Origin of the sequence: Pseudomonas sp. NFACC02 (assembly GCF_900110765.1) — a bacterium.
In the GTDB taxonomy this organism is placed as follows: Bacteria; Pseudomonadota; Gammaproteobacteria; order Pseudomonadales; family Pseudomonadaceae; genus Aquipseudomonas.
Window position 1 is genome coordinate 340,274 of record NZ_FOEO01000002.1, and the last position, 25,491, is coordinate 365,764.

Annotated in this window: 23 protein-coding genes and 2 pseudogenes; 10 read left to right on the forward strand and 15 right to left on the reverse strand. The window is 60.3% G+C overall.

Features of this window, described 5'->3' with window-relative positions; all coding sequences use genetic code 11:
• Positions 1 to 5 precede the first annotated feature (5 nt).
• The 8 genes and pseudogenes from nuoI (at position 6) to BMY73_RS28735 (ending at position 8,909) form a co-directional block, all read left to right on the forward strand.
• Positions 6 to 554 carry an NADH-quinone oxidoreductase subunit NuoI gene (gene nuoI, locus BMY73_RS03540; RefSeq protein WP_062380730.1) on the forward strand — a complete coding sequence of 183 codons (549 nt, stop codon included), beginning with the start codon at positions 6 to 8 and terminating at the stop codon, positions 552 to 554.
• Between the two features lie 9 nt (positions 555 to 563).
• Complete coding sequence (gene nuoJ, locus BMY73_RS03545) at positions 564 to 1,064, forward strand: NADH-quinone oxidoreductase subunit J (RefSeq protein ID WP_062380728.1); 501 nt, start codon at positions 564 to 566, stop codon at positions 1,062 to 1,064.
• A gap of 4 nt (positions 1,065 to 1,068) precedes the next feature.
• Positions 1,069 to 1,380 (forward strand): NADH-quinone oxidoreductase subunit NuoK, encoded by a 312-nt coding sequence (gene nuoK / locus BMY73_RS03550; RefSeq protein WP_062380726.1) that lies wholly within the window; start codon positions 1,069 to 1,071, stop codon positions 1,378 to 1,380.
• The gene (nuoL, locus tag BMY73_RS03555) at positions 1,377 to 3,224 is read left to right on the forward strand and encodes an NADH-quinone oxidoreductase subunit L (protein WP_092405071.1); all 1,848 of its coding nucleotides are present in this window, start codon (positions 1,377 to 1,379) and stop codon (positions 3,222 to 3,224) included. The genes nuoK and nuoL overlap by 4 nt, the downstream gene beginning before the upstream one ends.
• A 52-nt stretch (positions 3,225 to 3,276) precedes the next feature.
• The gene (gene nuoM, locus BMY73_RS03560; protein ID WP_062380722.1) at positions 3,277 to 4,809 is read left to right on the forward strand and encodes an NADH-quinone oxidoreductase subunit M; all 1,533 of its coding nucleotides are present in this window, start codon (positions 3,277 to 3,279) and stop codon (positions 4,807 to 4,809) included.
• A gap of 7 nt (positions 4,810 to 4,816) precedes the next feature.
• On the forward strand, positions 4,817 to 6,274 hold the full coding sequence (gene nuoN / locus BMY73_RS03565) for an NADH-quinone oxidoreductase subunit NuoN (protein WP_062380720.1): 1,458 nt from the start codon (positions 4,817 to 4,819) through the stop codon (positions 6,272 to 6,274).
• 691 nt (positions 6,275 to 6,965) lie between these two features.
• Positions 6,966 to 8,048: pseudogene (locus BMY73_RS28730) on the forward strand (cache domain-containing protein); the annotation flags it as partial.
• 93 nt (positions 8,049 to 8,141) lie between these two features.
• Positions 8,142 to 8,909 carry a methyl-accepting chemotaxis protein gene (locus BMY73_RS28735; RefSeq protein WP_371914945.1) on the forward strand — a complete coding sequence of 256 codons (768 nt, stop codon included), beginning with the start codon at positions 8,142 to 8,144 and terminating at the stop codon, positions 8,907 to 8,909.
• An 83-nt stretch (positions 8,910 to 8,992) separates the two neighbouring features.
• Here the strand turns inward: BMY73_RS28735 and BMY73_RS03580 are convergent, their stop codons facing one another.
• The 8 genes and pseudogenes from BMY73_RS03580 to BMY73_RS03610 all read right to left on the reverse strand — a co-directional run bounded on the left by BMY73_RS03580 (position 8,993) and on the right by BMY73_RS03610 (position 15,614).
• Entirely contained in the window at positions 8,993 to 9,241 is a 249-nt protein-coding gene (locus BMY73_RS03580) for a hypothetical protein (RefSeq protein WP_062380716.1), read from the reverse strand.
• A 715-nt stretch (positions 9,242 to 9,956) separates the two neighbouring features.
• Positions 9,957 to 11,021 (reverse strand): AI-2E family transporter, encoded by a 1,065-nt coding sequence (locus BMY73_RS03585; protein ID WP_062380714.1) that lies wholly within the window; start codon positions 11,019 to 11,021, stop codon positions 9,957 to 9,959.
• Positions 11,022 to 11,186: 165 nt separating this feature from the next.
• The gene (locus BMY73_RS28740; protein WP_371914946.1) at positions 11,187 to 12,008 is read right to left on the reverse strand and encodes a methyl-accepting chemotaxis protein; all 822 of its coding nucleotides are present in this window, start codon (positions 12,006 to 12,008) and stop codon (positions 11,187 to 11,189) included.
• A 36-nt stretch (positions 12,009 to 12,044) separates the two neighbouring features.
• Positions 12,045 to 12,866: pseudogene (locus BMY73_RS28745) on the reverse strand (cache domain-containing protein); the annotation flags it as partial.
• Between the two features lie 93 nt (positions 12,867 to 12,959).
• The gene (locus tag BMY73_RS03595; RefSeq protein ID WP_092405079.1) at positions 12,960 to 14,294 is read right to left on the reverse strand and encodes an ATP-binding protein; all 1,335 of its coding nucleotides are present in this window, start codon (positions 14,292 to 14,294) and stop codon (positions 12,960 to 12,962) included.
• The gene (locus BMY73_RS03600; RefSeq protein ID WP_092405081.1) at positions 14,291 to 14,959 is read right to left on the reverse strand and encodes a response regulator transcription factor; all 669 of its coding nucleotides are present in this window, start codon (positions 14,957 to 14,959) and stop codon (positions 14,291 to 14,293) included. Before BMY73_RS03600 ends, BMY73_RS03595 begins: the two co-directional genes overlap by 4 nt.
• The gene (locus BMY73_RS03605) at positions 14,959 to 15,225 is read right to left on the reverse strand and encodes a PepSY domain-containing protein (protein WP_092405141.1); all 267 of its coding nucleotides are present in this window, start codon (positions 15,223 to 15,225) and stop codon (positions 14,959 to 14,961) included. The genes BMY73_RS03600 and BMY73_RS03605 overlap by 1 nt, the downstream gene beginning before the upstream one ends.
• Before the next feature lie 80 nt (positions 15,226 to 15,305).
• Positions 15,306 to 15,614, reverse strand: coding sequence for a PepSY domain-containing protein (locus BMY73_RS03610; protein ID WP_062380705.1), 309 nt, complete (start codon positions 15,612 to 15,614; stop codon positions 15,306 to 15,308).
• Between the two features lie 159 nt (positions 15,615 to 15,773).
• On the opposite strand from BMY73_RS03610, the gene BMY73_RS03615 reads away from it, so the two are divergent.
• Positions 15,774 to 16,856, forward strand: coding sequence for a patatin-like phospholipase domain-containing protein (locus BMY73_RS03615; protein ID WP_092405083.1), 1,083 nt, complete (start codon positions 15,774 to 15,776; stop codon positions 16,854 to 16,856).
• Between the two features lie 131 nt (positions 16,857 to 16,987).
• Positions 16,988 to 17,344 (forward strand): 6-carboxytetrahydropterin synthase QueD, encoded by a 357-nt coding sequence (queD, locus tag BMY73_RS03620; RefSeq protein ID WP_062380703.1) that lies wholly within the window; start codon positions 16,988 to 16,990, stop codon positions 17,342 to 17,344.
• Between the two features lie 310 nt (positions 17,345 to 17,654).
• Here the strand turns inward: queD and BMY73_RS03625 are convergent, their stop codons facing one another.
• From BMY73_RS03625 to BMY73_RS03655, 7 genes are all read right to left on the reverse strand, one after another.
• The gene (locus tag BMY73_RS03625) at positions 17,655 to 18,614 is read right to left on the reverse strand and encodes an omptin family outer membrane protease (protein ID WP_092405085.1); all 960 of its coding nucleotides are present in this window, start codon (positions 18,612 to 18,614) and stop codon (positions 17,655 to 17,657) included.
• A 287-nt stretch (positions 18,615 to 18,901) separates the two neighbouring features.
• A complete protein-coding gene (gene pepN / locus BMY73_RS03630) occupies positions 18,902 to 21,565 on the reverse strand; it encodes an aminopeptidase N (RefSeq protein WP_092405087.1) in 2,664 nt (887 codons plus the stop codon).
• Positions 21,566 to 21,613: 48 nt separating this feature from the next.
• Positions 21,614 to 22,444 carry a DUF2797 domain-containing protein gene (locus BMY73_RS03635; protein ID WP_175500120.1) on the reverse strand — a complete coding sequence of 277 codons (831 nt, stop codon included), beginning with the start codon at positions 22,442 to 22,444 and terminating at the stop codon, positions 21,614 to 21,616.
• Positions 22,441 to 22,701, reverse strand: coding sequence for a YeaC family protein (locus BMY73_RS03640; RefSeq protein WP_062380693.1), 261 nt, complete (start codon positions 22,699 to 22,701; stop codon positions 22,441 to 22,443). The genes BMY73_RS03635 and BMY73_RS03640 overlap by 4 nt, the downstream gene beginning before the upstream one ends.
• A gap of 29 nt (positions 22,702 to 22,730) precedes the next feature.
• Entirely contained in the window at positions 22,731 to 23,603 is an 873-nt protein-coding gene (locus tag BMY73_RS03645) for a rhomboid family intramembrane serine protease (protein WP_062380691.1), read from the reverse strand.
• Positions 23,600 to 24,574: a metallophosphoesterase gene (locus BMY73_RS03650; RefSeq protein ID WP_371914947.1), complete on the reverse strand. Its 975-nt coding sequence runs from the start codon at positions 24,572 to 24,574 to the stop codon at positions 23,600 to 23,602. Before BMY73_RS03650 ends, BMY73_RS03645 begins: the two co-directional genes overlap by 4 nt.
• The gene (locus BMY73_RS03655) at positions 24,571 to 25,461 is read right to left on the reverse strand and encodes an NAD(+) kinase (protein ID WP_062380689.1); all 891 of its coding nucleotides are present in this window, start codon (positions 25,459 to 25,461) and stop codon (positions 24,571 to 24,573) included. Before BMY73_RS03655 ends, BMY73_RS03650 begins: the two co-directional genes overlap by 4 nt.
• Between the last annotated feature and the right edge of the window lie 30 nt (positions 25,462 to 25,491).

Sequence of the window (25,491 nt, forward strand, 5' to 3'; positions counted from 1 at the left end):
GACCCATGTTCAAATATATTGGCGACATCGTTAAGGGTACGGGTACCCAGCTACGCAGCCTGATCATGGTCTTCGGCCATGGCTTCCGTAAGCGCGACACCCTGCAATATCCGGAAGAAGCGGTCTACCTGCCGCCTCGCTACCGCGGTCGTATCGTGCTGACGCGCGACCCCGACGGCGAAGAGCGCTGCGTGGCCTGCAACCTGTGCGCCGTGGCCTGCCCGGTCGGCTGCATTTCGCTGCAGAAGGCCGAGACTGAAGACGGTCGCTGGTACCCGGACTTCTTCCGCATCAACTTCTCGCGTTGCATCTTCTGCGGTCTCTGTGAAGAAGCCTGCCCGACCACCGCGATCCAGCTCACGCCGGATTTCGAAATGGCCGAGTTCAAACGTCAGGATCTGGTGTACGAGAAGGAAGATCTGCTGATCTCCGGTCCCGGCAAGAACCCTGACTACAACTTCTACCGCGTTGCAGGTATGGCGATCGCCGGCAAGCCGAAAGGCGCTGCCCAGAACGAAGCCGAGCCCATCAACGTCAAGAGCTTGCTGCCTTAAGGAAGAAAGATGGAATTCGCTTTCTATTTCGCATCCGGCATCGCTGTTGTGGCCACCCTTCGGGTGATTACCAACACGAACCCGGTGCACGCCCTGCTCTACCTGATCATTTCGCTGATCGCCGTGGCCATGACCTTCTTCAGTCTCGGCGCACCGTTTGCCGGTGCGCTGGAAGTGATCGCCTATGCCGGCGCCATCATGGTGCTGTTCGTGTTCGTGGTGATGATGCTGAACCTGGGCCCGGCCTCGGTTCAGCAAGAACGCGCCTGGCTCAAGCCCGGCATCTGGCTGGGCCCGATCCTGTTGGGCGGCCTGCTGCTGGCCGAGCTGCTGTATGTGCTGTTCGCCAATTCCACCGGCGCCGGTATCGGTCACACCACCGTGGATGCCAAGGCCGTGGGCATCAGCCTGTTCGGTCCGTACCTGCTGGTGGTCGAACTCGCCTCGATGCTGCTGCTCGCCGCAGCGGTGACGGCGTTCCATGTCGGCCGCAACGAGGCGAAGGAGTAATCCCATGCATGCACAAATTCCTCTGGAACACGGGCTGGCGGTTGCCGGCATCCTGTTCTGCCTCGGCCTGGCGGGCCTGTTGGTACGCCGCAACATTCTGTTCGTGTTGATGAGCCTGGAAGTGATGATGAACGCAGCCGCGCTGGCTTTCGTCGTGGCGGGTAGCCGCTGGGCGCAGCCTGACGGCCAGATCATGTTCATCCTGGTGATCAGCCTGGCCGCCGCCGAGGCCAGCATTGGCCTGGCGATCCTGCTGCAACTGTATCGCCGCTTCCACACTCTCGATATCGACGCTGCCAGCGAGATGCGCGGATGAACCTACTCTTTCTGACTTTCGTATTCCCCCTGATCGGCTTCCTGCTGCTGTCGTTTTCACGCGGCAAATGGTCGGAAAACCTGTCGGCCCTGATCGGCGTTGGCTCCATTGGCCTGTCGGCCATTGTCGCCGCCTACGTGATCTTCCAGTTCAACGTCTCGCCGCCCGAAGGCGGTCACCTGACCATGGTGCTGTGGCGCTGGATGTCGGTTGACGGCTTCGACCCCAACTTCGCGCTGTATGTCGATGGTCTGTCCATCACCATGCTGGGCGTCGTGGTCGGCGTGGGCTTCCTGATCCACCTGTTCGCGTCCTGGTACATGCGCGGTGAAGACGGCTACTCGCGTTTCTTTGCCTACACCAACCTGTTCATCGCCAGCATGTTGTTCCTGATCCTGGGCGACAACCTGCTGTTCATCTACTTCGGTTGGGAAGGCGTGGGCCTGTGCTCGTACCTGTTGATCGGTTTCTATTACAGCAACCGCAACAACGGCAATGCGGCCCTGAAAGCCTTCATCGTGACCCGCATCGGCGACGTGTTCATGGCCATCGGCCTGTTCATCCTCTTCCAGCAACTGGGCACGCTGAACATTCAGGAACTGCTGGTGCGTGCTCCACAGCACTTCAAGGTCGGCGATTTCTGGATCGTTCTGGCGACCCTGATGCTGCTGGGCGGCGCTGTCGGTAAATCGGCGCAGCTGCCGCTGCAGACCTGGCTGGCGGATGCGATGGCCGGCCCTACCCCGGTTTCCGCACTGATCCACGCGGCGACCATGGTGACCGCCGGTGTCTACCTGATCGCCCGTACACACGGCCTGTTCGCCCTGGCGCCGGATATCCTGCACCTGGTCGGCATCGTCGGCGGTGTGACCCTGGTGCTGGCCGGTTTCGCGGCACTGGTTCAGACCGACATCAAACGTATCCTCGCCTACTCGACCATGAGCCAGATCGGCTACATGTTCCTGGCGCTGGGTGTGGGTGCATGGGAAGGCGCGATCTTCCACCTGATGACCCACGCGTTCTTCAAGGCCCTGCTGTTCCTTGCCTCCGGTGCGGTGATCGTTGCCTGCCACCACGAGCAGAACATCTTCAAGATGGGCGGTCTGTGGAAGAAACTGCCACTGGCCTACACCAGCTTCATCGTCGGTGGCGCAGCCCTGGCGGCACTGCCTCTGGTCACCGCAGGTTTCTACTCCAAGGACGAAATCCTGTGGGAAGCCTTCGCCAGCGGCCATCAATACCTGCTGTACGCCGGTCTGGTGGGTGCCTTCATGACGTCGCTGTACACCTTCCGCCTGATCTTCATCGCCTTCCACGGCGAAGCGAAGACCGAAGCTCACGCTGGCCACGGAATCTCCCACTGGCTGCCGCTGAGCGTGCTGATCGTGCTGTCGACCTTTATCGGTGCCTGGATTCATCCGCCACTGGCCGGCGTGCTGCCGGAAAGTGCAGGGCATGCCGGTGGTGAAGCCAAGCACAGTCTGGAAATCGCCTCGGGCGCCATCGCCCTGGCCGGTATCCTGCTGGCCGCGCTGCTGTTCCTCGGCAAGCGTCGTCTGGTCACTGCCATCGCCAACAGCGGTCCGGGTCGTTTCCTGTCCGCCTGGTGGTTTGCGGCCTGGGGCTTCGACTGGGTGTATGACGTGTTGTTCGTCAAACCTTACCTGGCAATCAGCCGCCTGCTGCGTGGCGACCCGCTCGACCACACCATCGGTCTCATCCCGCGTCTGGTCAAAGCCGGTAACGGCCTGATGAGCCGCACTGAAACCGGTCAGCTCCGCTGGTACGCCGCTTCGATCGCCGCGGGTGCCGTGCTGGTACTCGGCGCGATTGTGCTGGTCTGATGAGTCGATCTGACATGAACCTTGCGACTTTGCGAAAGGAATTGAGCCCGTCATGATTCTGCCTTGGCTAATCCTGATCCCCTTTATCGGCGGCCTGCTGTGCTGGCAAGGTGAGCGCTTCGGCCCTACCCTGCCGCGCTGGATTGCGCTGGTTACGATGTCCCTCCTGACTGTCCTGGGCCTGTGGCTGTGGAGCACCGGTACGTACACCTACGCACCGGCGCCTGGCGTCGACCCGACCTGGGCGGTTGAATTCAAGGCCCAGTGGATCCAGCGCTTCGGCATCAGCGTTCATCTGGCGCTCGATGGCCTGTCGCTGCTGATGATCCTGCTGACCGGTCTGCTGGGTATCCTCTCGGTACTCTGCTCGTGGAAAGAGATCCAGCGTAACGTCGGCTTCTTTCACCTGAACCTGATGTGGATCCTGGGCGGTGTCGTGGGCGTGTTCCTCGCCATCGACCTGTTCATGTTCTTCTTCTTCTGGGAAATGATGCTGGTGCCGATGTTCTTCCTCATCGCGCTCTGGGGTCACAGCTCGGCAGACGGCAAGAAAACCCGTATCTACGCCGCGACCAAGTTCTTCATCTTCACGCAGGCCAGTGGCCTGATCATGCTGGTGGCGATCCTGGGTCTGGTGCTGGTGAACTTCAATCAGACCGGTGTCATCACGTTCAGCTATGCCGACCTGCTGAAGACCAAACTGTCCCACGGCACCGAGTACGTCCTGATGCTGGGCTTCTTCATCGCCTTCGCGGTGAAGCTGCCGATCGTGCCGTTGCACTCCTGGCTGCCTGACGCTCACGCCCAGGCGCCGACCGCAGGTTCCGTGGACCTGGCGGGTATCCTGCTCAAGACCGCTGCTTATGGTCTGTTGCGTTTTGCCCTGCCGCTGTTCCCGAACGCGTCGGCGGAGTTCGCACCCATCGCGATGATTCTCGGCCTGATCGGTATCTTCTACGGCGCCTTCCTGGCTTTCGCCCAGACCGACATCAAGCGCCTGATCGCGTTTTCCAGCGTGTCGCACATGGGCTTCGTGCTGATCGGTATCTACTCCGGCAGCCAGCAGGCGCTGCAAGGCGTCGTGGTTCAGATGCTGGCGCACGGTCTGTCGGCCGCTGCACTGTTTATTCTCAGCGGCCAGCTGTACGAGCGTCTGCACACCCGTGACATGCGCCAGATGGGCGGCCTGTGGAACAAGATCGCTTACCTGCCGGCCATCAGCCTCTTCTTCGCCGCCGCCTCTCTGGGTCTGCCGGGCACCGGCAACTTCGTCGGTGAGTTCCTGATCCTGATCGGGACCTTCGTCAGCGCACCGTGGATCACCGCCATCGCCACCTCCGGTCTGGTGTTCGGCTCGGTCTACTCGCTGATCATGATCCACCGCGCCTACTTCGGCCCTGCAAAGACCGAAGAGATTCTCAAGGGCATGGATGGACGGGAATTGATCATGGTGCTGGGCCTGGCCGTGTTGCTGGTCCTGCTGGGTATCTACCCGCAGCCGGTCCTCGACACTTCCTCGGCGACCATGCATGGCGTGCAGCAATGGCTCGGCACTGCCTTCACTCAACTCGCTTCGGCCCGGTAAGAGCGCTATGGACCTGACGATTCAACACTTTATTGCGCTGGCGCCGCTGCTGATTACCAGCATCACCGTTGTGGTGGTGATGCTGGGCATCGCATGGCGTCGCAACCACTCGCAATCGTTCCTGCTGACCGTGGCAGGACTCAACCTGGCCCTGCTGTCGATTTACCCGGCCCTCAAGGTCGCGCCGCTGGTGGTCACGCCGCTGCTGCAGATCGACAGCTTTGCCCTGCTGTACATCGGCATCATCCTGGTCTCGACCCTGGCCTGCGTGACCCTGGCTCACGCCTACATGGGTGAAGGCAAGGCAGGTTATCCGGGCAACCGCGAAGAGCTTTATCTGCTGATCCTGATGGCCGCTGCCGGCGGCATGGTGCTGGTCGCCGCGCAACACCTGGCGAGCCTGTTCATCGGTCTGGAACTGCTGTCGGTGCCCGTCTACGGCCTGGTCGCTTATGCCTTCTTCAACAAGCGTTCACTGGAAGCCGGTATCAAGTACATGGTGCTGTCGGCGGCAGGGTCTGCGTTCCTGCTGTTCGGCATGGCGCTGCTGTACGCCGAAGCAGGCAGCCTGGGCTTCAGCGAGATCGGCAAGGCCATCGCCGCCACCGGCATGCCAAGCCCGATCGCCAGCCTGGGTCTGGGCATGATGTTGATCGGTCTGGGCTTCAAACTGTCGCTGGTCCCGTTCCACCTGTGGACCCCGGACGTTTACGAAGGCGCCCCTGCCCCGGTGGCAGCTTTCCTGGCGACCGCCAGCAAGGTTGCGGTGTTCGGTGTGCTGGTGCGCCTGTTTCAGATCTCCCCGGCGGCCACCAGCGGTGTGCTGACGGACGTGATGTCTGTCATCGCCGTCGCATCGATCCTGATCGGTAACCTGTTGGCACTGACTCAGAACAACCTCAAGCGTCTGTTGGGTTATTCGTCCATCGCCCACTTCGGTTACCTGATGATCGCGATGGTCGCCAGCAAAGGTCTGGCAGTTGAAGCGATCAGCGTGTACCTGGTGACCTACGTGCTGACCAGCCTGGGTGCTTTCGGTGTAATCACCCTGATGTCGTCGCCGTACAGCGGTCGCGACGCCGATGCGATGTTCGAATACCGTGGCTTGTTCTGGCGTCGTCCGTACCTGACGGCGGTGCTGACCGTGATGATGCTGTCGCTGGCGGGTATTCCTCTGACGACGGGCTTTATCGGTAAGTTCTACATCATTGCAACCGGTGTCGAGGCGCACTTGTGGTGGCTGACCGGTTCGCTGGTGATCGGCAGTGCGATCGGTGTGTTCTATTACCTGCGGGTGATGGTGACGCTGTATCTGCAGGACTCGAAGATTCAGCGCCACGATGCGCCGTTCAATTGGGCGCAGCGTGCCGGTGGTGTGATGCTGTTGGGGATTACGCTGTTGGCGTTCTTCCTGGGTGTGTACCCGCAGCCGTTGCTGTCGCTGGTGCAACACGCCGGGCTTTGAGGGTTCGGTGAGGTAGAAGAAACCCTGCTTTTGAGCAGGGTTTTTTTATGGCTGGTATCCGGGTGATCTGGATTTAGGATGACACTGGGTTTGTAGGCGCATCCGTTGTCGATGGTGGTGCTGATGGGTTCTGGCTAACGCCAGACCTGTTTCGCCTTCGGCGAGTTACTTTTTCAAGAGCCAAAAAGTAACCAAAAGGCCCTGCTCCAGGTTGGGCCCGACTTCGTCGGGTTCCTTCACTTCGGCGACGCTCCGTGGGCCCGCTGCCATCGGCCATCCATGGCCGGGGGCAGCTCTCGCGGCATCCATGCCGCTCGGCCCACTGCGCGACGCCTGCGTTCAGCCTGCACCCAAGTCGCGTTTTGTGGTGTCTGGACTTTCGCGGTGAAAGATCAAGATCAAGATCAAGATCAAGATCAAGATTGGAGGCGCCGCCGCGCTTCGCTATCTCATGACCGATAAAAAGCCCCTGTGGGAGACGTCGGAGGTTACGACGGCAGCGAATGCGATGTGTCATTCACCCTTAATATTTCTCTCCTCCACCGATTGTCTGCAACCTTCTGAATCCCCCTCACCTTCCAGCGTCTGCGGTCGATATGTTGTAGGTAGCCGTGGACGTCTGTTCTAAAAATCCAGCCACGCACTTTTTTGTTTCTGCCTTCCAACACTGATAGAACCAGCGGAATATTTCATGAATATCAAACAGAAGCTGACGTGGGCGTTTGCGGCCATCGCGTGTCTCCCGGTTATCGTGGTGGCGGTGCTTGTCGTGCTGAACGTACGGGCAGCGGCCGAGGCCGACTTCGTGGACAGCAGTGGTCGCGAGATTCGTCAGATCGATAACGGCATGAAGCAGTTTTTCGACGGGATCAGCCAGAACGTCGAGTACATCGCGAAGGACCCGCGCGTCGTCGCTGGCAAGGATTTGAAGAACTACTCAGGGGCTGACGCGGCTCAGATTCCGCTGACTGAAAACAACCGTGCATTTCTTGAGATGTTCGAGGGCTTCGCCAAGACCCACCCGAGCACGGCGTATCTTTCGCTTGGCTTGACGGACGGCGGTTACGCGAGCTGGCCGGACGACGCCAAGCTCACCCAGTACGACCCGCGGCAGCGTCCCTGGTATCAGGCAGCGATCGCCGCACCGGGCACTACCGTGCGTACCGGGGCTTATTACTGGGCCCCCGATGACGTCTCGCTGATTGGGACCGTTCGTACCGTGACCGACGCGACCGGGAAGCTGGTGGGCGTGGTCGGTCTGGACGTCTCGCTCAAACAACTGACGGAGCTGGTCAAGGACATCAAGCTGGGCAACAGCGGCTACCTCATGCTGGTCGAGGCCAACGGCAACGTGCTCGTGGACCCGAGCAACGCTCAGCATAACTTCAAACCAATGGCCGATCTTGGCGCCAACTACGCCGAACTGGCGCAGCGCGGCGACGGCCCTGCTCAGGTCGAGATCGATGGCAAGGTCTACATGGCCAACGTCATCAGTTCCAAAGGTCTGGGCTGGCGTTTCATCGGTCTGATCGAGCGCGATGAGGTCATGGCCAAAGCCTCGAACCTGACCTGGTTGATTGCCGCCATTGCCGCCGCCCTCGCGGTAATCTTCGCCGTGGTCGGCGCCAGCTTCGCGGGCGTGATCGTGCGACCGATTCGTGGGGTTGCCGATGGTTTGCAGGAGATTGCCGAGGGCGAAGGCGATCTCACCCGGCAACTCAAGGTGCAGGGCAAGGACGAAACCGCCACGTTAGCCGGGTGGTTCAACCAGTTCCTCGGGATGATTGCGCAACTGGTGCAACGGATCAGCAGCGCGTCCACCGATTTGCAGGAAGCGGCGGCCGACACCCATCAGGTTGCGAGAAACATGGACGAAGTCGCCGGCCGCCAGCGTGAGGCGGTAGAGCTGGTCAGCACTGCGTTCAACGAGATGGTCGCCACCGCGAACGAAGTCGCGCGCTCCTGCAGCGAGGCGGCGTCCAGCGCGGATTCGGGTTACCGCGACGTGTCCGACGGTCAGCAGCACATCAGCGAAGCCACGGGCAGCGTGCTGAAACTGAGCCAGGAACTGCAGCAGTCAACGGAAACCATGCAGTTGCTGGAACAGGACAGCAAGAACATCAACAGCATCCTCGACACCATCCGCTCCATCGCCGAGCAGACCAACCTCCTGGCGCTCAACGCCGCCATCGAAGCGGCGCGGGCCGGTGATCAAGGTCGTGGCTTTGCCGTGGTTGCCGATGAAGTGCGAGCCCTGGCTCGACGCACCGCCGACTCGACAGGCGAAATTGGCAATCTGCTGGGCAACCTCGGACGGCGTACCCTGGAGGTGACGCAGCAGATGCAGGGCAGCCTGCAGGTGTCGCAAAACAGCGTCGAGTGCATACAGCAGGCGCGGGACAGCTTCGACAAAATTCGCACGTCGGTCGATTCCATCCGCGATCAGAACACCCAGATCGCCACGGCAGCAGAAGAGCAGCATCAGGTGGCAGAAGAGATCAACCGCCACATCGCACAGATTCATGCCGATGCGCAGTTGGTGGAAGAATTCGCACACTCGGCACAGTCCGGCTCGGGGCGCCTGACGGACATCTCAAGTCAACTCAAAGGCCTGGTGGGACGCTTCAAGTTTTGACGGCGTCTGCCTGATGCCACGGAGGGCTGCAGCGGCTTATTACCAGGAGAAGGGCTCACGCAGAGCCCTTCATATGAGCGTGATCAGCTTTTTTTCTGAGGGGGCGAGGCTTGCGAAATGGACCTGTGCCATAGCACGTTACTCACGCCCGAACGCTCCGCCGCTTCCACGATGGACGGATAACTTCCCTGCCACGTGCCCACGACATTCCCCAATGCTGCGCCCGAATGAAGCAGCGCGTAATAGACGGCATCGTGCCCGCAGAGCTGATCTTCCTGGCATTCCAGCACGCGTTGAATGCCTAAAAAACGATAACAAATCGTGAAGCCCATGAAGCACCCCCATCGACACTAATCCATTGTGCAGGGCGATCATAATCCTTGCCCTCGACCACCGCTGTGGCGGGCCGCTCATATTTAGTGACTTTCCGGGCCACCGAGTTGAGGTCAGAGACACACGGTTTGAATCCACGCACTGCCTAGTAATCCTGCGGCTGGCGCCCTGCGTCAAAGAAGGGGCGACGCAGAGCGTTCACAGCGGTGTTACCACGCGGAGCGTGGGAACCATCAAGCAATCAACTGCGGAAGCAGAACTGTCAGATGGACGCGGTCTCTGTAGGAGCGTGGCTTGTCCCGCGATCTGGCGCGCAGCGGCAGCAAACGAGGCGACTCGGCTGTACCAGACACTCCGCATGCGCCGGTTTTGCTGCCGGTCCCCGGCAGATCGCGGGACAAGCCGCGCTCCTACGCCTTCGGCAGAATCAAAAGCCATTGCCATTGCCATTGCTACTGCTACTGCTCTTGCTTCTCTCACCGCGACAGTTCAGACACCACAAAACGCGACGTGGGTGCAGGCTGAACGCAGGCGTCGCCGGAGTGAGCAACCCGACGAAGGAGGGCCGAGCCAAGAGCCAACTTTTGGTCACTTGGGGTTATCAAGTAACTCGCCGAAGGCGAAACAGAAAGGCCTTAACGCCGAACCAACATCAGCGCCAACCGGGTAAAGGGAAATCCCCCCAACCAGCGCCAACCCACCAGAACAAAAAACCTACCCCGGCAACCGCACCGTCTTCTTCGCACTGGTAAACAACCCCCACGTCGACATGAACAACGCCGCAATCATCGGCCCGATCACGAAGCCGTTCAGCCCGAACACCGCCATCCCGCCCAGCGTGGAAATCAGAATCAGATAATCCGGCATCCGCGTGTCCTTACCCACCAGAATCGGCCGCAACACGTTATCCACCAGCCCGATCACAAACACGCCGAACAACCCCAACACCACGCCTTGCCAGATCATCCCGCTGAGCAGGAAATACACCGCCACCGGCGCCCAGATAATGCCTGCCCCTACCGCCGGCAAGAGCGACAGAAACGCCATCGCCACCGCCCACAGCAATGCACTGGGAATGTCCAGCACCCAGAAAATCAAACCGCCCAGTGCGCCCTGGGTGAGCGCCACCACCACGTTACCCTTCACCGTCGCGCGGACCACACGGGTGAACTTCAACTGCAGCCGGCGCTTTTGCGGTTCAGCCAATGGAATCGCGATGCGGATCCGGCGGGTCAGGTCCTGGCCATCCCGCAGAAAGAAGAACAGCAGGTACAGCATGATGAAAAAACTCACGACAAAATCGAATGTGCCCTGCCCGAAACTGAACGCCTGGGTCGCGAGGTACTGGCTGCCCTGCATCGCAGCCTTGGAGATCTTGTCCTGCAGCCCTTTGAAGTCCCCCATGCCCAGTCGATCCAGCCAATGCTGCATCGACCCCGGCAACAACGCTTTGAATTCCGCGAGGTACTTGGGAATGTCGATCTGGCCGCTTTCGACATTCTTGTAGAGCGCCGCGCCCTCTTGAACCATCAGCATGCTGATGATAATGACCGGAAGAATCGCGATCACCAGGCACACCATCAAGGTACACACGGAGGTGAGGTTGCGTTGCCAGCCGAAACGCGCGAGCAGACGGCGCTGGAGCGGCGCAAAGATAATGCCCAGAATCACCGCCCAGAACACCGCGCCATAAAACGGCAGCAGAATCCAGATGAACGCGATGGTCACCAACACCAGAAGCAGCATCAGGGTTTTGTTTTGCAGCGAAGTTTCGTTCATGTTCCTTCCATGTCATTGAGCCCCACTGAACGTACGGCCTAATGGTTAGTCCGCCAATCGTCACAGGAGTGCCGCCTGTAACGTAGACGAAACAAGGGTTGGAATCATGAGGGAGAAGTTTCGTGGCGGGCCGTTGCGACCTGCCACGATGCGTTTGAGACCGTGTCAGGTGCGGAACTGGCCGACCAGTTGCCCGAGACGCTGGTTGAGCTCGGTCAGGTTGCGCGTTGTGTTGGCGCTGTGACGGGTTTCGTCTGCCACGCTTTCGACCGCCGACGCAATCTGGTGCACGCTGCGATTGATCTCTTCCGCAACCGCTGTCTGCTCCTCTGCAGCACTCGCGATCTGCGCGTTCATCGAGTTGATGGTGCCGATCAACTGACCAATGGTGTCCAGCGATGCACCGGCTTCGTTGGCCCGCGCCGAGGTGCCATCACCCGCCTCACTGGAACGGCGCATCGCCGCAACCGCGCCTTGCGTGCCCTGCTGCAGACGATCGATCATGCCCTGGATTTCCTGTGTGCTTTGCTGGGTACGACTGGCCAGCGCACGGACTTCATCGGCCACCACCGCAAACCCGCGTCCCGCCTCGCCGGCCCGCGCGGCTTCGATCGCCGCGTTCAGCGCCAGCAGGTTGGTTTGCTCGGCGATGGAGCGGATCACGCCCAGCACGCCGACAATCGAGGTCACGTCGTTCTGCAGGCTGTCCAGCGAGGTCCCGCTGTGACGGATGTCATTCACCAGGGCGTGAATCTGCTCAATGCTGCCGTCGACCACACGCTTGGCCGCCTGACCTTCTTCGTCAGTTTGCTGTGCGGCCACCGACGCGCCCTGAGCGCTCTTGGCCACTTCCTGCGCGGCTGCCGACATCTGGTTGATGGCCGTCGCGACCTGATCTGTCTCGTGACGTTGACGTTCCATGGCCTGCTCGGAGCGCTGTGCCTGGTCAGTGACCTCACCGACGAGGTCCGTGAGCTGGCCCGTCATTTCAGCGATCTGCCGCACCAGGCCGTGGATCTTGTCGACGAAGCGGTTGAACGAGCCGGCCAGTTCGCCGAGCTCGTCCTGAGAGGTCACCGTCAGGCGCCGGGTCAGGTCGCCCTCCCCTGCGGCAATGTCATCCAGGTTGGCTTTCATCTGGCGCAGTGGCCGCAAGAGGCCACCCGCCATCCAGACGCCGACCACGGTAATGATCACCAGCACCAGAAGTGCGATGCCAACGATGGTGATCAGCATGTTCTGCACCCGCTCACTCACGTTCTTCTCGACCTCGGCGACCTTCGCGTCGATGTTGTCCAGATTGACGGAAGAGCCTACCGCCATGTCCCACTTAGGCAGGTATTCGGAGTAACCGAGCTTGGGCACCAGTTCGCTGGAGCCTGGAAGCGGCGAAGAGTATTCGAGGTAATGGGTCCCGGCCTTCGCGACGTCGACAAGACCGGCGTTGACGTACACGCCGTTGGGATCGCGAGCATCCTTGAAACTCTTGCCGACGCCGTCAGGACTGCTGCCCTTGAACAGGCGTACTGCCTGAGAGTCATACCCGAAGAAATAGCCGTCTTTGGCGTACTGGACCTGCGAAAGCATCTTGATGACTTGCGCACGGGCCTCCATGTCGCCCGGTGCCGACGCGTCATACAAGGGCTTGATGGTACCGATGGCCACCGCGACGTAGCTTTGCAGCGTTGCCTTGGCCTCGGCGAGCAGGTGTTGACGGGTGTCTTCCACCTCACGTTTCGCTTGATCGCGCAACATGACCACCGTGCTGACGCTGACAATCAATGCAAACAGCAAGACCGGAAGCACCGCAAGCGTGAGAACTCTGGCTTTCAGATTCAGGCGCATATATCCGTGACCTTTTATTTTTGTGTGCGTTACGCCGTTGGGCTCCTTAACGGTTAACGGCCCCGCCCGGCAAAAGTTGAGGTCAACGGGCAATCAGTCGATGATCGGATGCCCCGTTCGCTCAGGCAGATCGATCCGCACCTGAAGGCCGCCCAGCGGGCTGTCCAGCAACTGAATACGTCCGCCCCAGGATTCGACGATGTCCTTGACGATACCCAGGCCGAGACCGTGCCCCGTAACCTGCTCATCCAGACGATTGCCACGACCCAGCACCTCTTCGCGCTGATCCGGCGCAATGCCCGGCCCATCGTCGTCGATCAACAGGCAATAGCCACCCGACACCTCAGTGATGCACAGGCAAATACGGCTGTCCGCCCATTTGCACGCGTTGTCCATCACATTACCCAGCAATTCGAGGATATCCTCCCGGTCCCATGGCAGAACCAGCCCTGGAGCAACCTGGTTGTTCAACTCCAGGTGTTCGCCGTGAATCATCCGCAAGGTGGAAAAAAGGCCCGGCAGTTCAACGTCGCAATCGAAACGCACACCGGGCAAGGCGTCCCCCGAAAGCCGGGCGCGATTGAGCTCACGCTCCAGACGTTGCTGAATCTGCTGCAACTGATCGCGCAACGTGGCCCGAACCTGGGGGTGCTGCTCCAGCTTCTGGCTTTCGGTGAGACTCATCAGGACGGCCATCGGGGTTTTCAGCGCATGCCCCAGGTTGCCCAGTGCGTTGCGCGAGCGCTTGAGGCTGTCCTCGGTGTGCGCCAACAAGTGATTGATCTGTGCCACCAGTGGCTTCAACTCAACCGGTACGGCTTCGTCGAGTTGGGAGCGCTGACCTTGTTGCAATTGAGATATCTGCTCGCGCGCGGTGTCCAGCGGACGCAATGCCCGGCGCACAGTGACGCGCTGCAAGGCCAGTATCAGAATCAGCGCCGCCAGCCCAAGCCCCAGACCAATGCGCTGAACCAACGCAAAACTGGCCTGAACCGGTGTGTAGTCCTGGGCGACGGTGATCGAGATTTTCTGACCGAATTTGCGGTATTCGGAGTGCAGCAGCAGCAACGACTGCTTCGTTTTTTCCAGCTCAAGGTCAGCATGCAGCCCAGGCTGCTCGGGCTGCGGCAATTCAACGTCCCACAGGGATCGCGAGCGCCAGTGACCGCCATCGAAGTCGATGCGGAAGTAATGACCGGAATACGGTCGCTGATAACCGGGTGAGAGACGGTGTTCATCCAGTTGAAGACCGGTGGGTCCACGGACGATCGCCACCAGCAGCAACTCACTGTCGTTGCGCAGCCCGGATTCCAGATAGCGCTGCAGCCCGACCTCGAACAGCCAGAGACTGATCTGCGCCAACACCAGCCCAACGATCAGCAGTACGCTGATCAGACCAAGACTCAAGCGGCGCTGGATCGACCTCACCCGCCACTCCCGCCGAACCGGTAACCCTGGCCGCGCCGGGTTTCCACGACCGCTCGCCCCAGCTTGCGACGCAGGTGATTGACATGAACTTCGATCACATTCGAATCCCGCTCGTTCTCACCATCGTACAAATGTTCGGCCAGATGGCTTTTGGAGAGGATCTGCTCGGGGTGCAGCATGAAATAACGCAGTAACCGAAACTCGGCGGCGGTCAGTTGAATGTCTTCGCCGTCGCGGCTGACGCACTGGCGGCCTTCGTCCAGATGCAGCCCGGCGGCTTCCAGCTTCGGTTGATTGGCCAGGCCACGGGCACGGCGCAACAGCGCCTGAATGCGCAACTGCAACTCTTCGGGGTGAAAAGGCTTGGTGAGGTAGTCATCGGCACCGGCCTTGAGGCCTTCGATCCGCTCGGCCCACGAGCCACGCGCAGTCAGAATGAGCACCGGGGTCGACAACCCGTCCGCACGCCATCTCTGCAGGACCTCAAGGCCAGGAACCCCGGGCAATCCAAGGTCGAGCACGATCAGGTCGTAAGGCTCGCTCGCGCCTTGATGGATGGCGTCCCGGCCATCGGCCAGCCAGTCGACCGCGTACCCCTGACGGCTGAGTCCGCTGATCAGTTCATCCGCCAGGGGAACGCTGTCTTCAACCAATAGCAACCGCATCAATCGTCTTCCTTGTCTTGCAACAAACGACAGTCCCGGGCATCGAACTTCAACTCGCGGACCACATGGTCGGCCGTCAGCAGTTCGATTTCATAGACCAGCACGTCGTGTTTCTCTTCAAGCTCCGCTTCCAGAAGCTTTGAGCCCGGATATCGCCCCAGTGCCTCTTCGATGAATTGCTCAAGCGGCAGGATGACACCTTCCTGACGCAACTTGAGCACTTCATCCTGATCCAGGTCGCGTGCCGAGCTGACCGTAGCAATCATGACGGCACCGACCGCCAGTAAACAGTAAACGAAACCCTGACCCGGCCGTTTACCGGCAAAGCGACGTTTACGCGCGTTCATCAGGTGTCCTGATGGTCTTTGAGTACCTGGCCGCTGACCGCATCAAGTTCGACGTCCCACTCGACGCCCTTGGCATCGCGCAGTTCGACTTGATAGATATATTTGCCATATTCCTCTTCCAGCTCGGTGTCGGTCACGGTCGCGTTCGGGTGTTTGGCCAGCGCCGCGGCGTTGAGTTTTTCGAAAGACTGAATAGTACCTGCATCGCGCAGTTTCAGCGCCTCATCCGGGCCCAGATCCTTGGCCTGAACGTAACCGGCAGTGACAGCGAGGGCAGTGGCAGCAAAAAAAGCAGTCAAGGTGTTCATGAGTGAATCTCCGTTGTAGTCGTGATGTTTACGGAATCCACGATAACCAACCGAACTTAATTGAAGCTTAATGTTCTGGCTACATGCCATCACCCTGCTCAGACTCCCCGATCGCCTGACAGCGGATATAATCCGCGCCTGACTGCCCCTGGAGTGCTCATGAGCGCCATTCACATCACATCCCCCGCGCTGACGATCAAGGCCGGTCGACGCGCCATGACGCGCATTCGCGAGCAGGGCCTGAAGCCTGCGGACGTCGGGATCCTTCCCGGCGCGGCTGGCGGCCCGAAGGCGCTGGGCATTCAAGGGCTGGATCTGGCGCTGTTTGGCGAATGGCTGCCGCGTTTTGAGCGTGAACGCTCGCTGATCGGCGCCTCGATTGGCGCCTGGCGGTTTGCGAGTGCGTGCCTGCCCGACCCGGTGGAAGGCCTGGAACGGCTTGGACGGTTGTACAACGAGCAGCGCTTCGCCAAGGGCGTGACCATGGCCGAGGTCACACAGAGTTGCGTGAAGATGCTCGACGACCTGTTGCAGGGGCGCGATGCCAGCGTACTGAGCAATCCGCACTACCGCCTGAACATCATGATCGTCAAAAGCCACGGCCTGCTGGCGATGGACCATCGCGGTCGCCTCGGGCTTGGGCTCGGCTCGGTGATCGCCAACAACCTGATCGGGCGGGCACGGCTGTCACGGCATTTCGAACGCCTGATCATGCATGACGCGCGCCTGCCTCCGCCTCTTTCCGGGCTGACGGATTTCCCCTCCCGAAACCTGCACCTTGATGAATTCAACTTGCGTCAGGCATTGCTGGCTTCAGGCTCTATTCCCATGGTCATGCAAGGGGTGACGGACATCCCGGGGGTCGGCCCCGGCACGTTCCGCGATGGTGGATTGCTGGATTACCATCTGGACCTGCCCTACAGCGGCAGCGATATCGTGCTGTACCCGCACTTCACCGACAAAATCATTCCGGGCTGGTTCGACAAGACCCTGCCCTGGCGTCGAGGGGACCTGGGCCGGCTGCAGGATGTCGTGCTGCTGGCGCCGTCTCGTGAATACCTCTCGAGCCTGCCGCTGGGCAAACTGCCGGACCGCAGCGATTTCAAGCGCTTCGTCGGCAAGGACAAGGAACGTCAGGCCTATTGGCGTACGGCAATGGAAAACAGTCGACGCCTGGGCGATGAGTTCATTGAGCTCGTGGACACTGGCCGGCTGGCGGAGCGGCTGCAAGCGCTGGTTTGATACCAGGTTTAACGGAGCGGCGTTAACCGAGCGGTCAGGTTCTGCCTGTTCCTGGCTAAAGCATTGCTGGTAAACTCGCCACCTGCATTTTTTCGCTCAGGCGATCGCCACCTTTCAAGGCTCTCTATACCGTGGAAATCTTCAAGGAATTTACGTTCGAATCGGCTCACCGTCTTCCTCACGTCCCGGAAGGCCATAAATGCGGCCGTCTGCACGGTCACTCCTTCCGTGTCGCCATTTATCTGCAGGGCGAACCTGATCCGCATACGGGCTGGATTCGTGACTTCTCCGAGATCAAGACGATTTTCAAACCGCTGTATGAGCGTCTGGACCATAACTACCTGAACGATATTCCCGGCCTGGAAAACCCGACCAGTGAAGTGCTGGCCAAGTGGATCTGGAATGAGTTGAAACCGTTGTTGCCTGAGTTGTCGGCAATCCGGATTCATGAAACATGCACCAGCGGTTGTGTTTATCGCGGTGACTGATGGGTCAGTGATATCTACAAAAAGCCACCTCTGCGGTGGTTTTTTTGTGGGCGGTGTTGGCGTTAATAGCGGTGAGGTATTCGCCTGCTGCGGTATGAAGATCAAGCGCGAGTCGCGCTTTGCGCTCTTTGAGTCCAGGACACGTGTCACTGGTCTTACACAAAACCTGTGGGAGTCAGCTTGCTGACTCCCACAGGAGAGCGGCGTTCGTTCAGACCGACCGCTCAAGATGGTCAGGCCATAACCACACAGGCCGGTTACCGATCATGCCGTGAACGATCGATCATCAAGCATCTACCGGACGCAACCGTCAGAACCGATAAGCCACGGCCAGGTTAGACACCACCGTTCTGCTGGATTGAGAGCCGGAATCGCCGCCATAGTAGTCACGCTCACCGCTCTGTAGATCCTTGGCGACAACACTGCCCTTCGCTTCCGCGTAAACCTGGTAATCAATGCCGGCCTTCACCGACAGTTTCGGGTTGACGTCATAGGACACCGCCAACGCCAGGCTTTGCATCCGACCGCTATTGCCCTGGTTGCCGGCAAATGTCAGGTCACGCATGTGATGCTGATCGTAGTCCCGCGCCTTCACCCACTGGCTGTATTTGAAGCGGCTTTCAACCGTCCAGTCCCGGTAGTGGTAGACACCGACCAGACCCACATAGGGCGTCGCGTAAGATTGCCGGTAGGTGATGCCCTTCTCGCCGGCCGGAAACTCCCCTGCGTTATCACGGAATCTCTCGTCCGACGAATAGACATAGCGACCGCCACGGGCTTGCCAGCCCAATTCATTGCGCTGATAGCCCAGCATGGCGCCAAGGGCCAGACCGCCACGTTTCAGCGCCCACGCGGTCGCCGCGACCTCCGCCTGCCAGGCCTTCTGCACGCGGGTGTCAGGGTGATCGGAAAAGTCCGTCCAGCCCTCGCCCCCATCGTCCATCCAGTCATAATCCTGCAAGTGACCATCGCCCTTGGCCACTTTGGTCCAGCCTTTCGCTTCAAGGGAAAGCCAGTCCAGCGGGTGGTAGATCAGGCCCAGATGCAAGGTGGGCACCTGCTTGAGGTCCCAGTTCAACTGACTGATTTTCTGGCCATCGTAAGCGTCATACACCTTCTCCTGCGCCTGTCCGTTCAACAGGCCCAGACCCAGACTGACGTCCACACCGCCCAGCTGAAATCGCTGTTCATCCAGGGTGTGTGCATGCGCAACCGCGTGTTGCCCAACCGTCACGAGGCCCAGCAGCGCCAGCGTTTTACGTACCTTCATCGACCATCCGTTCCTTTCGTTTCGAGGGTGTACCGGGCGGCAACGTGCTGCCACGGCAAGCGGCGAAAGGATGAACACTCAAGAAGGAAATTTCTGCCAGCCCGATCCCAAGTCGGCGTGTGAAAGCTAAACGTTTTGAACGGGATGTTTCCTACAAGAAGTCACGGGGTCGGGCTGCGATCCAAGCGCTACCGGGCGCGGTGTGCAACACACAAAAAAAAGGCCGCCCGTTCGCACGGGCAGCCCTTCCATCAACAGCAACTATCAGCAGCAACGACCGACGCGAATTACGCCAGGCTTTTGCTCACCACCTCGTAGACGTCCGGCGACAGCTGGCCGGAAGCACGGATGCGCTCCAGCTCGCCTTTCATCAAGGCCTGACGGGCGCTGTCGTATTTGCGCCAGCGGGTCAGGGGCGCCAGTTGGCGCGAGGCGATTTGCGGGTTGAAGCCGTTCAGCTCGATGACCAGATCGGCCAGGAAGCGATACCCCGAACCGTCCGCCGCGTGGAAGTTGATCAGGTTTTGCCCGGCAAAGGCGCCGATCAGGGCACGCACCTTGTTCGGGTTCTTCATCGTGAACGCCGGGTGTTGCATCAGCGCCTTCACACGGGCCAGGCCACCCGGCAAGGTGCTGCCGGCCTGCACGCTGAACCACTGATCCATGACCAGCGCGTTGTCCTTGAAGTTTTCGGCGAACACCGCCAGCGCCTTGGCCTTCTCGTCTTCGAACGGCGAGTTGACCAGCACGGCCAGCGCGGTCAGGCGCTCGGTCATGTTGTCGGCGTTGTCGAACTGCTCAATCGCTGCCGCCAGCACGTCAGGCTTGCCGGTCAGCATCAGGTAAGACAGCGCAATGTTCTGCAGCGCGCGGCGAGCGAAGTGCTCGGACGCAGCCACGTACGGAGTCTTCTTCGACAGTTCACGGTTGGTCTGGTAACGCTTCCAGAGTGCATCGCTCAGACTGTTCGCCAGTTGCCGGCGTGCGAATTCACGGGCCGCGTGAATCGCATCGACGTCGGCCACTTCGCTGATTTCCGTCAGATAGGCTTCGCCCGGCAGGGACAGCATTTCCGCGACCATCGCCTGGTCCAGACTGTCGTCCGCCAGCACCGTCCCGAGTGCGGTGACCAGACGCTGATCCATGATCAGGTTCTCGCCTTTCTGATGCTGGGCGATGAGTTCCTGAAGGACCTGAACCGACAACTGCTGGCCGGCATCCCAACGGTTGAAGCCGTCGGTGTCATGCTGCATCAGGAACATCAGTTGATCGCGGTTGTACGGGAAGCTCAGTTTGACCGGTGCCGAGAACCCGCGCAGCAGCGACGGCAATGGCTGTTCGGCCATGTCCACGAATGTGAAGGTCTGTTCGGCTTCGGTGACCGAGATCACCCGGGAAGTCCCCGATGCCGACGGCTCGCCCTGCAGACGTAGCGGCATCTCCTTGCCTGCCTTGTCGAGCAGGCCCAGCGACACAGGAATCACGAATGGCTTTTTCTCTTCGCCTGGCTGGCCTGGCGTCGTCGGCGTGCTCTGGCGGAAGGTCAGGCTGTAGGTCCTGGCCGATGGGTCATAGGACTCGGTGACCGCCAGACGTGGCGTACCGGCCTGCGAGTACCAGCGCTTGAACTGGGTCAGGTCGACACCGTTAGCGTCTTCCATGGCTTTGACGAAGTCGTCGCAGGTCACGGCCTGGCCGTCATGGCGTTCGAAATACAGGTCGCTGCCTTTGCGGAAACCGTCGGCGCCCAGCAAGGTGTGGATCATGCCGACCACTTCCGAACCCTTTTCGTACACGGTCAGGGTGTAGAAGTTGGAAATTTCGATGAAGCTGTCCGGACGCACGGCGTGGGCCATGGGACCTGCGTCTTCGGCGAACTGGTGGGTGCGCAGGTAGGCCACATCCTGAATGCGCTTGACCGTGGCCGAGTTCATGTCCGAAGAGAAGCCGGCGTCGCGGAACACCGTGAAGCCTTCCTTGAGCGACAGCTGGAACCAGTCGCGGCAGGTGACGCGGTTGCCGGACCAGTTGTGGAAGTATTCGTGGGCGACGATGGCTTCAACGCGCTGGTGCGCGGCGTCGGTCGCGGTTTCCGCGCGGGCCAGCACGGCGCTGGAGTTGAAGATGTTGAGGCCCTTGTTCTCCATCGCGCCCATGTTGAAGTCGTTGACGGCAACGATCATGAAAATGTCCAGGTCGTATTCGCGACCGTAGACTTCTTCGTCCCAGCGCATGGACTTCTTCAGGCTGTCCATGGCGTGCTGGCACTTGTCGATGTTTTCCTGCTCGACATAAATACGTAGCGTGACCTTGCGGTTCGTCATCGTGGTAAAGGTGTCTTCAATGCACCACAAATCACCGGCCACCAGCGCAAACAGATAGGCCGGTTTTTTGAACGGGTCTTCCCACGTGATCCAGTGGCGTCCGTTTTCAGAAGGACCCGCCTCAATCGGGTTTCCGTTGGACAGCAGGATCGGGAAATCCTGCTGGTTGGCAATGACCGTCGTGGTGAAGCTGCTCATCACGTCCGGGCGGTCCAGGTAATAGGTGATCTTGCGAAAGCCCTCGGCCTCGCACTGGGTGCAGAACATGCCGCCGGATTTGTACAGGCCTTCCAGTGCGGTGTTGGTTTCCGGGTGGATCTTCACGCTGGTGTCCAGGGTGAAGGTTTCGGATTTGGGCTGGACGGTCAGGCTGTCCGGGGTCAGTTCATAGTCGCCCGGTGCCAGATCGACATCGGCCAGTTTCACCGACAGCAACTCCAGCAATTGACCATCGAGAACCAACGGCGGCAAACCGGCGCCTCGCTCAGGGTTGCGACGCATCACCAGTTGGGCATGGACCAGCGAGTGATCGTCGAACAATTCGAAGGTCAGGTGCGTCTCGTCGATGAGGTACTCAGGCGCCTGATAATCCTTCAGGTAAATCATTTTCGGCTGTTCGGTGCGCATGATGCTGTCCTTGATTCGTAGGCTGAATACATAGCTGCCAATGAACGGCTACTGGTGCACGGCGAGCTGATACGCCGTGTATTTGCGGATATTGATCACGCCGGTGTCGAAGATCAGGTATTGACCCTTGATGCCCAGCAACGTGCCCTCGGCGATCGGGTCCTTGTCCAGATTGAAACTCACGATCTTGGTCGGGTACGCCTGGACCGGGTATTGAATCTCGATCGGCGCGACATCGTTCAGCAACTGGATGGCTTGCAGGCCGAACCGCGCTTGCAATGCGGTCAATCCTTCAGCGCAGGACTCGAACAATTGCTGACGGATGGCCGTCAGGTCCACCGAGGGCGCGTCGCCTTTAAGCAACGCGCGCCAGTTGGTGCGGTCGGCCACCTGACTGCGGAACAGGTCTTCGACGAAGCCCGACTGCTGGCGGGTCGCCACGCGCACGATCGGCAGCGCCTGACTGGCGCCTTGATCCAGCCAGCGCGTCGGCAATTGCGTGGCGCGGGTAATACCGACCTTGATGCCCGACGAGTTGGCCAGATATACCACGTGATCGGTCATGCAGAACTGCTCGCCCCACGACGGATCCCGGCAGGTGCCGTGCTCGTGGTGGCACTTTTCCGGGCTCATGATGCACAGGTCGCATTGCGCCAGCTTCTGCATGCACGGGTAGCAGTAGCCCTGGCTGAAGCTGGTCTTGGTGCGACGGCCACAGTGGCTGCAATGGATCGCGCCCAGATACTCCAAGCGCACGGTCTTGCCGATCAGCGGGTTGACCGGGATTTCCGAATCACCGAGACGAAATGCGTATTCAACCCGCGTGACATCCAGCCGCGCGGCCATCTTGTTGACGGAGCCTCGACCTAGTTCGATCAATGGATGGCATCCGACTTGAACAGGATGTTCGGCACGGGCGCCGACTTGGAGGCACACTCTTGCGGGCCCATATAACCGATACGCTGCTCTTCGGGCACATTGCGCACTTCCCAGGCGATCAGGGCCTGCAGGGACAGTTCACGTTGTTCCTGGGTCAGCTTGCGGCCATCGGACCATTTGCCGATTTCAACGGCCAGTTTCAGGCTCTCGTAGATGTCCGGGGTGATGTTTTCGATCATTTCAACGAATGAGGACATGGGGCTCTCCCAGAGTGAGGCGGGCAATTTTAATGTTTACGGCGAGCTAATGCACCGCCCACAAGACCTGTTGCACAACCGATGATCAGTCCGCCGACATGCGCCCCGTTGGCGATCTCGCCAAAGCCGAGCAGGCTGATCAGCCCGGACATGCACAGCACCAGCCAGATCAGCATCATGGCCAGCACGCCACGCGGCAGACGATAGATGGGGTTGGGCGCCAGTAATTGAAAGATCCAGCAGTGGCCGAGCAGGCCATACAGTACGCCAGACAGGCCGCCAAACAGGCTGGGGCCGCTCCAGAAATACTGCCCGTAGTTGGAAAACGCGCTGAAGGCGAGGGTCAGGCCCAGCAGTTGCCAGCTTCCTTGACGCAGTTCGATACGTCGCCCCAACTCCCAGAACCAGAGGGCGTTCATGACCAGGTGCAACACACCGAAGTGAATCAGCATCGGCGACACGACACGCCACCACTGCCCTGCCGCCAGCGACACCTCGACCGGCGTGAACGTCACGTAATCACCGCTGACGCGGAAATCATTGAAGGTCAGCCAACTCAGCGCTTCGTAGTTGTCGCCGAGCAACGTCACGCCCGCGACGATCAGGCACACCAGCAACACGATGCTGGTCACGGGACTGCTGCGCACCTGCACCATCGGGCCCGGCCGGGTCACGGCCACCACTTCGCGACCGGGCGGCAGCTGCGCGGTGGGATCACCTTGTGGGTACTGCGCGTACAACTGACGAATGTCATCGGCCAATTGCGGCGCGTCGGGCACCCACAGCACTTGCTCACCGGCCTCTTCGCTGACGCGATGAGGGACGTTGAGGCGTCGCAATAACTCGACGAAACCACTGAGGTCTGTGTTCAACGGCAAGCGTAATACCGCAACCGGATTCATACGGTGTTCTCCGGTCGAGTGACGTCAACCCAGACGAATTTGCCGGGGTCGATCCGGGTTTCCTGATCGAGCCTGTAAGCCACGAGTTTGCCATACAGCACGGCGCTGTAATCGAGGCACGCCAGGTTCGGGCGGATCGGCGCAGGGATACCGCTGCGCCAGTAGTGGCCGACAAACAGCAGCGGCTCATCGGCGCCATAACGTAGCAAGGCGTTTTTCTCGCTCTCGGACAATGGTCGCTTGGCCACGGGTTCCGGCAAGGCATCGGGCTGGAACACCACATCGCCGTAGGTCTGCGGGTCGTCCTCCCAGAACTTGGTGCGAAACGAGGCCCGCGTCAGGCCGTCGCCACCGGTCAGCGTCATGCCGTGCGGCAGGCGCATGTCGGTGCCGCGCAACAGCCGGTCGAACACGGCGCTGGCAAAACTGCCCGGCACCGCTGACGCCTGAACGAAATGCTGATCGATACGGCCATCGCCATGGGCGCTGCGCAACGGTTCGATCAGGCTCGCGTCCCAGCAGGCATGCACCAGCCGAAACCGCTCGGCGTCGATGAACAACGGCAGCTCGTAGAACCAACCGAGGAAGTCTTTCCAGTCGCCGGGATGCTGCTCGAACTGCGCCAGCGTTTCACCGAGCAAACGGGCGTGACGCGGGGTGTGTTCGCGCACGAACTGCTTGCCACTTTCCGGCGGCGCCGGCGTGCTCCAGCCCAGCGCGTTGAACTCATGGTTGCCCATGATGCAGAACGCCTGACCGGCCACGACCATGTCATGCACAATGTGCAGCGCCTCGCGAATGCGCGGGCCGCGATCAATGATATCGCCGAGGAACAGGGCGATGCGTTCAGGGTGACGCCAGACGCCAGCCTGAAAGCGGTAACCGAGGGTGTCGAGCAAGTGCTCAAGGGTCTGGGCACATCCATGCACGTCACCGATCAGATCGTAGCTACGCGCGGGATCGAGCATCAGTCGCCCCCGCCGCCAAGCCGACTGCCCCAACCGAGTTTGGTCCGGCAGACTTCGTAGTAATTGTGATCGAGCGGGTGAATGAGTCGCAGCTTCTGGGGTTTCTTTTTCACGGTCACGGTGTCACCCGGCGCGCAGGTGAAGTGGTTTTGTCCATCGCAAGAGACCTGTGGATAAATCGTCATGTCCTTTGAGACAACGATTTTCAGCTCACTGTTGCCGTCGACGACAATTGGCCGCCCCGAAAGCGTATGCGGGTACATCGGCACGATGACAATGGCGTCCAGTTTCGGGTGCATGATCGGCCCGCCCGCCGACAGCGCATAGGCGGTGGAGCCGGTCGGCGTGGCGACAATCAAACCATCGGCCTTCTGGCTGCAGACGAACTGGCCGTCGATGTAGATCTCGAATTCGATCATGCGCGTGGACTTGCCAGGGTGCAGGACCACATCGTTGAGCGCGTCGCCCTGGCCGATGGCTTCGCCGTGACGGCGGACTTCAGCCTGCAGCAGGAAGCGGTTCTCGACCAGATAATGGCCGTCCAGCACCTCGGCGACCTTCACTTCCAGCTCGTCAGGGCGGATGTCGGTGAGAAACCCCAGGCTGCCACGGTTGATGCCGAGCACCGGCACATTGTGCTTGGCCAGCGCACGGGCGGCGCCGAGCAGGCTGCCATCGCCACCGACGACGATGACCATGTCACAGACCTCCCCCAGCATCTTGCGCGAAGAGGTCTGCATGCCGTGCCCCGGCAGCACTTCGGCGATGGCGTCTTCGAGGATGACGTGCAGGTGCCGCGACATCAGAAATTTCTTGAGTCGGCGAACGGTCTCGAGCACCTGGGAACTGCCCAGGCGACCAATGATGCCGATATTACGAAATTGCTCCATGGGGCTCCCGCAGGGTCGATGCATACAAAG